Here is a 10,581-nt window from a genome sequence, read left to right as displayed (position 1 = left end):
TCGGCTCCCGGTCGACACTCCTTCCGGTCTCCTTCCGGTCGTTGAGCGAGGAGCGCAGCGACGAGACGAAACGTGGCGACCCGGGGCTGCGGCGTGGGTGCGGTCCGCTGCGCGATGGCCTCGTCCGTCGCGCGGTCCCCCGCCGTCCTTCGGTCGGCTCCCGCCAGACCCGATGCCAGCGCGTCGGACGAGGCCATCGCTCCGCTCGGCTCCGGGGCGACTCCTTCTTCCGGTCGTTGAGCGAGGAGCGCAGCGACGAGACGAAACGTGGTGACCCGGGGCTGGTACGCGTTTCGTCTCGCCGAGACGCGCTCGCTCAGCGAGCGGAGGGGGTGAGGCGCAGGGTGTCCCGGGTCGCCGCGTCGACGGCCTTCGGCGTGAACGCCCACGGCGTCTGCCGTCCGGCGCGCCAGTCCTCGTTCTGATCCGTGTAGTGCTCGTGGAACGCATGGCCGCTGGCGCCGGTCAGGTGGTTCCACGTCGAGCGGTCGAAGTCGGACAGGTCGATCACCATGCGCATGGACGGCACGGTCGTCGTCGCATACGACTCGCCCAGCACCCACCCGGTCGCGTCGACGACCGAGGATCCTCCGCCGACCGGGAAGGGGCCGCGGTTGAACAGGGCCTCGACGGGGGCGATGCCCGAGGTCCCGAGCGTCTGGTGGGTCAGCGTGATCGCGTGCAGATCGCCCCAGTTCCAGCGGCTGACATCGGTGCCCTGCAGCCCGGAGAGCTCGTCGTAGGCCTGCTCGGCGGCCAGCGCCAGCATTTCGTCCCGGCCGGCGACGCCGAGCGTCTCGTTCGTCCACATCGCGTTGTCCGGGTCGTCCAGCAGCGCGCCGACCACGGTGAACAGGCGCCCCTGTCCGTCGAGCGGCAGCGGCACCTCCCGCTCCACGAACAGATCGTGCGCGAGGTTCGACCACAGCACGTTGGCGTACGCGGCCGCGGCGGAGTCCGCGGAGTTCTGGGCGTCCCACGTGGACAACAGCTTCACCGCGCTCTTCGGTCCGGCGCCGGAGACCTCGACGTCGCGCATCGCGGTCGCGAGCTGCTTGCCGATCCAGAACTCCTGGTCGTACTGGATGTCGGCCAGGTCCTGCGCCGTGAGGGGGCCGGCGGCGGATCGCCGCTCGATGAGCGCCTCGATGCGCGCGGCGCGATAGCCGGCGTCCCAGTCGCGGGAGAGGAAGTACGGGTAGTCGTCGTCCACGATCGCGTTGTTCGCGGTGACGATGTAGCCCTCCTCCGGGTTGTACGAGACCGGAAGATCCTCGAAGGGGATCTCGCCCTGCCAGTCGTAGGCGCTGGACCAGCCGGGCTGGGGCAGCCACCCGTTCCCGGCGCCGCGGATGGGCAGCCGCCCCGGGGTCTGATAGCCGATGTTGCCCTCGGTGTCGGCGTAGACGAGGTTCTGCGCCGGGACGTCGAAGAGCGCGGCCGCGGCCCGGAAGTCGTCGAAGTCCTTCGCCGTGCCCATCCGGAAGATGGCGGTGGAGGTCGTGCCGGGATCCAGGGCCGTCCAGCGCAGGCTCACGGCGTACTCGCCCGGCCAGGACTCCACGTCCGCGGGAGGCGGGCCGACCTGCTCGACGCCCCCGACCACGCCGGTCGTGATCCGGGGGTCCTCGGCGATCGCAGTGAAGTCCGCGGTCAGCCCGGACACGATCGGCCCGTGCACCGTGCTGCGGATGGTGAGGGGGACGTCCTCGCCGCCGGCGACCTTGATCGTCTCCTCACGGACCTCCAGCGGATCCCCGCGCCCGTCCCGCCAGTAGGCGTTGCCGTTCACCTTCTCGACGTACAGGTCGGCGACGTCGGTCGTGAGGTTCGTGAACCCCCAGGCGACCGTCGCGTTGTGGCCGATGACGATGCTCGGCAGGCCCGAGAACGAGAACCCGGCGACGTCGAACGGGCACTCGTCGGAGACGGTCGTGCAGCGCAGCCCCATCTGGTACCAGACCGACGGCAGGGACGCCCCGAGGTGGGGGTCGTTGGCGAGCAGCGGCATGCCGCTCTCGGTGAGATCGCCGGAGACGACCCACGAGTTCGAGCCGATGCCCTCGCCGGGGTCGCCGAGCAGGGCGTCGACGGCGCCGAGGACGCCGTCCGCCTCTGTCCAGCGGATGCCGGGGGTGGCCGCCGCGCCGGCGCCGTCCGCGGCCGGGGTCTCGGTGCTGCTCGGGGTCGGCGTGCCGGCGTCCTCCGCCTCCGCCTCGCCCTCGGCGGGCGCCCCGGCACCGGTGCCGGCGGGCGCCGCGGGGGTGCCCTCGCCCGACAGGTCGGTGATCACCGGCACGATGACCGGGTTCCTGTCGAACGGGTACCCGGGATACGCGGCGTCGATGGTGGCCGCGTCCGTCGTCTGGGCGAGGATCGCCCTGGTCGTCTCGTCCTCGATGTTGGTCCGCAGATCCCAGGCCATCGCTTTCAGCCAGGCCACCGAGTCGGCGGGCTCCCACGGCTCGGGCGTGTAGTCCGGATTGGTCATGCCGATCACGGCATATTCCAGGGACGCCTCCGCGCCGGTGTTCTCGGCGAGGTATGCGTTGACCCCTTCGGCGTACGCCTCGTAGTAGCTCCGCGTGGTCTCGTCCATCGCGTCGACCTCCTGCTGGGCGATCTCGTGCCAGCCGAGGGTGCGGAGGAACTTGTCCGTCTCCACCTGCGACGCGCCGAACAGCTCCGCGACGCGGCCGCTGGTGACGTGCCGGCGGAAGTCCATCTCGAAGAAGCGGTCCTGAGCGTGCACGAAGCCCTGCGCGAAGAAGAGGTCGTGCGTGCTGTCGGCCGACACCGTGGGGATCCCGCGGTCGTCCCGCTGCACCGTGACCGGGGCCTCGAGCCCGGACAGCGCGAGCTCGCCGGTGGTCTGCGGGAAGGAGCGCTGGATCGTCCAGACGACGAAGAAGGCCGCCGCGGTCGCGAGGACGACGATGCCGGCGAGCACGCCGAACGCCACCCGTCCGACGATCCGGCCGATCCGTCGCCTCGGGCGGGGCTCGGCGGCGGAGGGGGGAAGAGTCGTCGACATCGCGCGTCCTTCGTTCCGGCTGACACGCAGTCCCACGATTCGGGTTCGCGGGTCTCTGCGAGGAGATGCCCTCGCATCCTAGCGCGCGGCCCCTGAGCCGCCCGGGAGCGGACGCCGTGGGGCCTCACATGAGGCGGGTGGACTCCAGGGCCCGCAGCAGCTTCTGGTTGAACCCGATGAGCGGAAGGCGCAGCACCAGGCCGAGCAGCAGCGCGGGCACCGCGAACAGCGCGAGGGAGCCGAGCGAGACCCAGTAGTCGTTCTCGTAGATCCCCGCGATCGCCGAGCGCATCGCGTTGACCGCGTGGGTGGCGGGGAGGAACGGGCTGACGCCCTGGAACCACTCCGGCAGCACCTGCAGCGGGTAGGCGCCGCCGGAGCTGGAGATCTGGACGACCAGGAGCAGCACGGCGAGGGCCTTGCCGGCGTTTCCGAACGTGACGACGAAGGTGTAGACGATCAGCGTGAACACCAGGGACATGACCCATCCGGCCAGGATCAGCAGGAACGGGTGCGCCGGCTGGACCTGGGTGAACAGTACGCTGCCGAGGCACACGAGCGAGCTCTGCAGGAACCCGACGAGGGCGAAGACGCCGAAGCGCCCGAGGTACGTCTGCGCCGGGGAGAGTGCGGGGAGGTCGGTCCCCGCGCCCTGGGGCGGGTCCACGCGGATCGACACGGAGATGAGCAGGGCCCCGACCCAGAGCGCGAGCACGGTGTAGAGGGGCGTCATCGCCGCGCCGAAGCTGACGACCGAGAAGACGGGGACCCGTTCCAGGGCCACGGGCTGGGCGAGGTGGGTCGCGAGCGCCTTCGGGTCCGCGCCGATCACATCGGTGAGCTCGGTGAGGTCGCCCGTGTCGATGGCCTTGCCCAGCGCGGCGGAGAGCGCGTCGAAACGGCCCGCGGTCTCGGAGAGGGACGCGGAGATCCCCGTGGTCAGCGTCTCGGCGTTGGTGAGAGCGGTGCTCAGGGAGTCGGATCCGGAGAGGGACGCGGCCACCGAGGAGAGGTCGGCGCCGATCGCGTCGATGTTCCCGCCGATGACGGACAGCGTGTCGGCCAGCGCGTCGAGCTTCGGCTGCAGGCTTCCCGTGTAGGCGTCGCGGGCGTCGTCGACCGCGGCTTTGGCCTCGGCGACCAGTCCGCTGATCTCGGCGTGAGCGGCCTGGCTCTCGGCGTTGCTGTCCGTGACCCGCGTCGCGGCCTCCTCCAGCCGGTCGTGCAGGGCCTGCTCCCGGGCGATGGCGGCGTCGATCCGGGAGACCACCTGGTCGAGCGGCCCTCGCGCCGCCTCGGGGAGGAGCGGGCGGACGTTCTGGACGAGGTCGTCGCGCAGCGTCCGGTGCTGGTCGATCTGGGTCTGGACGCGCGCGGCCGCGGCCCGCAGGGCGTCGGCGGTGGTGGCGGACTGCGCGTCCATCGCGGCGTAGACCTGGTCGATGCTGTCCGCGACGGCCTGATAGCTCTCGGAGGTGCCGGCGAGGGCGTCGCCGAGCGCGGCCGTGGTCGTGGCGAGCACGTCCTTCAGCTCCTGCGCGGCCGCCTTGCCCGCTCCCAGGGCGCCGGTCGCGTCGCGGAGCGCGGCGCCGGAGCCCTCGACGAGCTGCCCCGCGCTGTCGACGAGCGGGCGGCTGGAGGCGATCAGCGAGGTGAACATGTCGGCGGTGGACGCGCCCGCGCGCAGTTGCGCCGACACCTCGCCGACGTGGGCCTGGAGCCGGGAGAGCACGGCCTGGGTGTCCGCGTCGTCGAGGAAGGACGACAGCGACGTGATGATGTTCAGCGCCGCCTCGCCCAGGGTCTCGGTGAACACCTCGTTGATGCTGGTGGAGACCTCGCCCGCGCCCTGCTCGGTGATCTTCGGGGCGAGGGCGTTCTTCTTCTCGTTCGTGTAGTACTCGATCCGGGTGCGCTCGGACCCGTCGGCGTAGAAGGTCATCATGTCGGCGCTGAAGGTCGGCGGGAGCACGATCGCGGCGTAGTACTCGCCGGACTCGGTGCCGTCGATCGCGTCCTCCTCGGAGGTGATCACCCAGTCGAGGTCCTTGTTCGCGCGCAGCGCCGACACCACCTGCTCGCCGACGTTGATGCGCAGCGGGATGAGATCGCTCTGGAAGCCGTCGTCCGTGTTGGCGACGGCGACGGTGAGGTTCCTGGTGTTGCCGAAGGGGTTCCAGCTCGCGATGACGTTGAACCAGGTGAACAGCGAGGGGATGACGACCAGGCCGAAGAGCACGATCACCGTCATGACGCTCCCGGTGGCGCGGTGCAGGTCGTGCCGGAACAGGCGGAGGATGTTCCTCATCTCGTCTCCTCCCCGTCCTCGCGACCCGGGACCGCGTCCTCGGGCGTCCCGATCTCCTCGGTCTCCTGCTCCACCGTGTCCGCGGGGGCGGCGATCGGCGTCGTCGCGGGCGGATCGGGATCGGGTGAGGGCACGGACTTCGCGTCCGTACCGGTCTCCGCGTCGTCGTCGGCCGGGGCCTCCGCGTCCGTGTCCGCGCCGTCGGCGAACAGCGCGTCGAGGACGGCCGTCCCCTCCGCGGGCTCCTCTTCCGCCTCCGCGGGCTCGTCACGGGCCGAGGCCCGGTGCTCCCCGGCGGGCACGTCGAGCGCGGCGGCGGTCCCCCCGGCGGCCGCCGCCCCCACGGGCAGCAGCAGCGTGTCCCGAGCGCTCTCGGCGACCAGCGCGTCCCGCAGCTCGGCCTCGGGCATCTCGCCGATCTCGGCCGCCTGCTGGATGCTCTGCCTGACGTACTCCAGCGTCACGAGGAAGGCGATGAGGATCAGGCACCACAGGGCCCACAGGCCGAGCATCGGGGCCTTCGCGTCCGGGACCAGCCAGGCGATGACGCCGAGCACCGCCATGACCCCGGCGCCGACGATCAGGGTCAGGCGCAGCAGCGTCGGGTACCGGTCGGTGAACCGTCGTGCCCGGACCGCGACCTCCGCGCGGTAGCCGTCGCCGTCGGTGAGGGCGCGGATGATCTCGGGCGTGCGGCGCCGGCCCGTGATCTGCACGTCCTCGCTCACGAGCAGCTGGCTCTCGGCGAGGCGCCGGTTGAACAGTAGCGCGAAGTTCCCGAGGCGCCGGCGGAGGAACAGCCCGAGCACGAAGGCGAGCACGACGAAGACGGCCAGGGCCCCGAGGAACCGCCAGTAGTGTCCGCCGTAGAAGCCGCTGATCGTCTCCCTCAGCGCGTCGATCCCGTACGTGAAGGGGAGGAACGGATAGAGCCCGCGGAAGAAGTCCGGCATCATCTCGATCGGGTACAGGCCGGATGCGCCGGGGATCTGGAAGATCACCAGCAGGATGCACAGCCCCTTGCCGACGTAGCCGAAGCACACGGACAGGGCGTAGATGATGCTGAGGTAGGCCAGGCCGATGAGCACGCCCGTGCCGACGAACGCGAACGCGTTCGCCGTCTGGACCCCGATGACGAGGTTGCCGACGCACACGAGCACGGCCTGGAACACCGCGATCGAGGCGAGCAGCATCCAGCGGCCGAGATACGCCTGACGAACCGAGACCCCCTCCACGCCCTCGGTGTCGACCTCCAAGCGCATGATGACCATCAGGACGAACGCGCCGATCCACAGCGACAGGTTCGTGAACAGCGCGGCCATGGCGGAGCCGTAGGCCGCCGTGGGGAAGACGACGTTCTCATGGACCTCGACGGGGGACGCCATGAAGCGCGAGATCTGGTCCGCGTCGAGGCCGGTGAGGGTGCCGAGCCGGTTCCACACGTCCGCCGCGCTGAGGGCCAGGACGTCGGCGCGCACCCCGCCGAGCCCGGACTGCGCCGTGGCGAGGTTCCCGTCCAGTGAGGCGAGCGCGGCCGTGGTGGCGGCGAGCTGCCCCTTGAGGTTTCCCAGCAGGCTCTGCGCCTGGACGATCTGGGTGCGCTGGGCGCCGAGGGCGGAGGAGAACGCGTCCGCACTGGCCGAGAGCGCCGACATCGCGTGGTTGAGGGCGGGGACGCTCTGCCGCAGCGCGTCGCGGATCGCGCCGGCCGAGGTCGCGGCCGTGCCGACGGCGGAGTCGACCGCATCCGCCGCCGACTGCACCGACGCGATGGTCGTCGACACGTCGGCGTTGAGCTGCGTGAGCTGGTCGAGCAGCGCGCGGTCGCCGGCGTTGCGCTCCTGCAGCGCGTCGATCGCCGCGGTGAGCCGCTTCGCCGCGTCGGAGCCGGGGTCGGTCTCCTCGAGGATCTCCTGGAGCTCCGCCAGGGCCTTCGCGTTGGCGTCCACGACCGCGGTGAGGTCGTCGATCGCGGTGCCCACCGCGACGTTCGCCTGCTGCAGGCCCGCGGCGAGCTTCGCGATCGAGGCGTTCATCTTGGCGGAGGCCTCGGCGAGCAGGGTCGCGCCCGAGACGTACGCGGAGGTCACCCGGTCGGTGACGGTGAACAGCTCCTGCTGGGCCTCCGCCGCGATGGACTGCGCCTGCGCCACGGCCTCCTGCACCTCGCCGAGGGTGGCGTCGATGTCGCCGAGGGTCGCGGCCGCGTTGTCCAGCCGGCCCTGCGCGTCCGTCAGGCCGCTCGACAGCTCGGTGATCCGCTGGCGTGCGGTGCCGACCTTTCCGACGGCGTCGTCGAGCGCGGTGACGGTGGTGTCGCGCGCGTCGCCCAGGCGGTGCTCCGCGTCCTCGCCCGCGTTCTTCAGCTGGGTGGTCACGGCCTCCGCGACCACGGACACGAAGGTGCCGTTGATCTGCGTGTCGAGGGTCGAGGCGCCGACGTCGGTGATCTTGGGCGCGATCGCGTTCGCCTTCTCGTTCACGAAGTACTGCAGCTCCGGACGCGTGAAGTCGCCGGTCGTGATGCTCACGAAGTCGCGGCTGAAGTCCGCGGGGATGACGATCGCCGCGTAGCTGCGTCCGCTGCGGACCGCGTCCATCGCCTCGTCCTCGTCCACGAACTCCCAGCCGAGCTGGTCGTTCTCCTTCAGCTGGGCGACGAGCTCGCCGCCGACATCGATGTCCCCGGTGAGCTCGGACGTGGCCCCCTGGTCCTCGTTCACGATGGCGACGCTCACGTGCTGCGTGTTCGAGTACGGATCCCAGAACGCGACGATGTTGAACCAGGCGTACAGCGACGGCGTCACGATGACGCCGAGGATGATGATCCAGGCCTTGCTCTGCCGGGCGAGCCGGCCCGCGTCGCGGCGGAAGACGCTCCACGCGTTCGGGGTGCGTATGGTCATGCGGCGTCCGTCGGGGCTGCGGGTGCGGCGGTCAGTTCCGGGTGGGCGGCGAGGAGGGTCTCGGCCTCCCGCCACGACAGCCCGGCGATGCTCAGGACGGCCCGCACCGCGATGTCGGCCGCGGCGGTCGAGGACGGGTCGGTGCGGGTCACGACGGTCCTCGCCGTCTCCTCGATGAGCCGGGCCAGCGTCGGCGCGGCGATGTCGGTGCGCAGCTGCGCGGCGTCCTGCCCGCGGCGCACGATCCCGGCCACCACGCGACGCAGGGGCGCGAGGGCTGCGGCGGTCTCCTCGACGTGGGCCTCGTCGAGGGCGATCGCGGCGGCGACCTGCACGTGCGCCGCCTCGTGCCAGAGCTCCGTGGTCAGCCGTGCGAGGGCCACCCGGGAGTCGTCGTCGTGGACCTCCTCCGCGATGGCGTTGAAGCGCTGGGCGCCCTGCCGGATGAGCTCGCTGACGAGGGCTCCGCGGTCGTCGAAGTGCCCGTACAGCGCGCGGCGGCTGAGGCCTGCCGCGCGGGCGATCTGGTCGACGGAGGCGTGCGGGTCCACCGCGAGGGCACGGGTGGCGGCGGCGAGGATGCCCGCTCGGTTCTCCGCCGCGTCGCGGCGCAGGCGGCGAGGGGCAGGGGTGTCGGTCACGCCCCCATGCTAAGTAACCTGCACGACAGTGTGCAAGTTTCTTCAGGCAACTCGAAGGAAGGGCGCCGGTGCGGGCATGCGTAATCTATCCCACATGTGTGCTTATGGGATAGATCGCACAGCGAGTAGTGTGTCATTTATCCCACAAGGAGGTCCGATGAAGGCGGAGGTCCAGCGTACGATCGACTTCGGGATCGTTGCCGCAGCCCGTCGAGAGGCCCTCGGGCTCAGTCAACGCGAACTCGCGGAGCGCGCCGGGGTGACGCGCGACTGGCTGGCCAGGTTCGAGACCGGCGCCCCCAACGTCACCGTCGCCCGGATGATGCGTGTGTATCGCGAACTCGAACTCGAGCTGATCGTCCAAGGGGACGGGCCGATATGAGCGACGATCTCGCGGTCTTTCTCGACGGCACGCGGATCGGAACGCTCCGCCAAGGCGGAGGCGGGAACGTCACCTTCTCCTATGTGCCCGGATACTGGGGGACTCGCGGAGCGACGCCCCTGTCGCTGTCGCTGCCGCTGGTCGTGCCCAACCACAAGAGCCGACCCACGCGCACGTTCCTTCAGGGCTTGCTTCCCGACAGCGCAGCGAGACTCGAAGAGCTCGGTCGCCAGTTCGGCGTCTCGCCGCGCAATCCGTTCGCGCTTCTCGCCCACATGGGGAAAGACGCGGCCGGCGCCGTGCAGATCCTCCCTGAAGGGGAGGCCAGCGCGGATGCGGCGGTCCGTCGAGGCGACGTGTCGGCGATCGACGATGATCAGTTGGCGGCGGTGGTCGCGGACGTGATCGCGAACAGGGCGGAGTGGGGGCGCCGTCACAACGCCGACATTCGTTGGAGCCTGGCCGGTGCTCAGCCGAAGATCGCTCTCTTCCGCTCCGAAACGGGTGAGTGGGGCGTGCCCAACGACTCGACACCGACGACGCACATCCTCAAGCCGGCGGTTCCTCCGTACTCGGATCACGACATCAACGAGTTCATGACGATGGCGGCGGCCAGGGACCTCGACCTCGATGTCGCCGAGGACTTCGTCCTGACGACCTCGCGGGGGGACCGTGCGTTGGTGTCGGTGCGGTACGACAGGCGACAGGTCGATGGTCGATGGGTACGGCTTCACCAGGAGGACCTTTGCCAGGCCCTGGCGATCCCGCCGGAGAAGAAGTACCAATCTGATGGCGGGCCCGGAATCGCGACGATCGGTCAGCTCTTCGCGACCATCCCGCAGGCGCGGGACGTGAGGGCGAACTCGGAGCGGTTCTTCGATGCCGTCGTCTTCAACGCGGCGGCGTTGGGGACGGACGCCCACGCCAAGAACTACTCGCTTCTCCTCAATGGTGACCGAGCCACCCTTGCGCCCCTCTACGATCTCGGCAGCCACGCGCCCTACCCGACACCTCAGGGTCGGGAGCCGAAGCTCGCGATGTCGGTGGAGGGAGAGTACCGGGCGTCCGGCGTCACCGCCGGGCTGCTGGTGCGGGCCGGGCGGCGGCTGGGCATCGACGAAGGGCGAGCGTTCGACCGGGTGACCGAGATCACGACCGGGATCGTCGACGCCTATCGGCGCGCGGCCGATCTCGCGCGGGTCAGCCTCGGCAACCATGAGTTCATCGACGTCATGGTCGAGAGCATCTCGGAGTACGCCGAGCAGCGCGGTTGGGCATCTCCGGGTCGATGAGTCTCGGCCGCCCGCCAG

At 70.7% G+C, this 10,581-nt stretch carries 6 protein-coding genes and 1 pseudogene; 3 read left to right on the top strand and 4 right to left on the bottom strand.

Annotated elements, in window-relative coordinates; genetic code table 11:
• Nucleotides 1–316 precede the first annotated feature (316 nt).
• From K8F61_RS13085 to K8F61_RS13070, 4 genes are all read right to left on the bottom strand, one after another.
• A complete protein-coding gene (locus K8F61_RS13085; protein WP_231819430.1) occupies nt 317–3,034 on the bottom strand; it encodes a penicillin acylase family protein in 2,718 nt (905 codons plus the stop codon).
• 124 nt (nt 3,035–3,158) lie between these two features.
• Entirely contained in the window at nt 3,159–5,342 is a 2,184-nt protein-coding gene (locus tag K8F61_RS13080) for a YhgE/Pip domain-containing protein (RefSeq protein ID WP_231819429.1), read from the bottom strand.
• On the bottom strand, nt 5,339–8,248 hold the full coding sequence (locus K8F61_RS13075) for a YhgE/Pip domain-containing protein (protein WP_231819428.1): 2,910 nt from the start codon (nt 8,246–8,248) through the stop codon (nt 5,339–5,341). Before K8F61_RS13075 ends, K8F61_RS13080 begins: the two co-directional genes overlap by 4 nt.
• Nucleotides 8,245–8,889, bottom strand: coding sequence for a TetR/AcrR family transcriptional regulator (locus K8F61_RS13070; RefSeq protein WP_231819427.1), 645 nt, complete (start codon nt 8,887–8,889; stop codon nt 8,245–8,247). The genes K8F61_RS13075 and K8F61_RS13070 overlap by 4 nt, the downstream gene beginning before the upstream one ends.
• A gap of 157 nt (nt 8,890–9,046) precedes the next feature.
• Here K8F61_RS13070 and K8F61_RS13065 point away from each other — a divergent pair, with 157 nt between their 5' ends.
• The 3 genes and pseudogenes from K8F61_RS13065 (at nt 9,047) to K8F61_RS13060 (ending at nt 10,563) form a co-directional block, all read left to right on the top strand.
• Nucleotides 9,047–9,271, top strand: a complete 225-nt coding sequence (locus K8F61_RS13065; RefSeq protein WP_231819426.1) for a helix-turn-helix domain-containing protein — start codon at nt 9,047–9,049, stop codon at nt 9,269–9,271.
• Nucleotides 9,268–9,522, top strand: a pseudogene (locus K8F61_RS19160) (HipA N-terminal domain-containing protein); the annotation flags it as partial. The gene K8F61_RS13065 and the pseudogene K8F61_RS19160, both read left to right, overlap by 4 nt.
• 105 nt (nt 9,523–9,627) lie before the next feature.
• On the top strand, nt 9,628–10,563 hold the full coding sequence (locus K8F61_RS13060; protein WP_231819425.1) for a HipA domain-containing protein: 936 nt from the start codon (nt 9,628–9,630) through the stop codon (nt 10,561–10,563).
• Nucleotides 10,564–10,581 lie beyond the last annotated feature (18 nt).

Source organism: Microbacterium resistens, from assembly GCF_021172025.1.
Lineage (GTDB): Bacteria > Actinomycetota > Actinomycetes > Actinomycetales > Microbacteriaceae > Microbacterium > Microbacterium resistens.
Note: the sequence above shows the minus strand (reverse complement) of the source record. Positions and strands in the feature narration are given on the sequence as shown.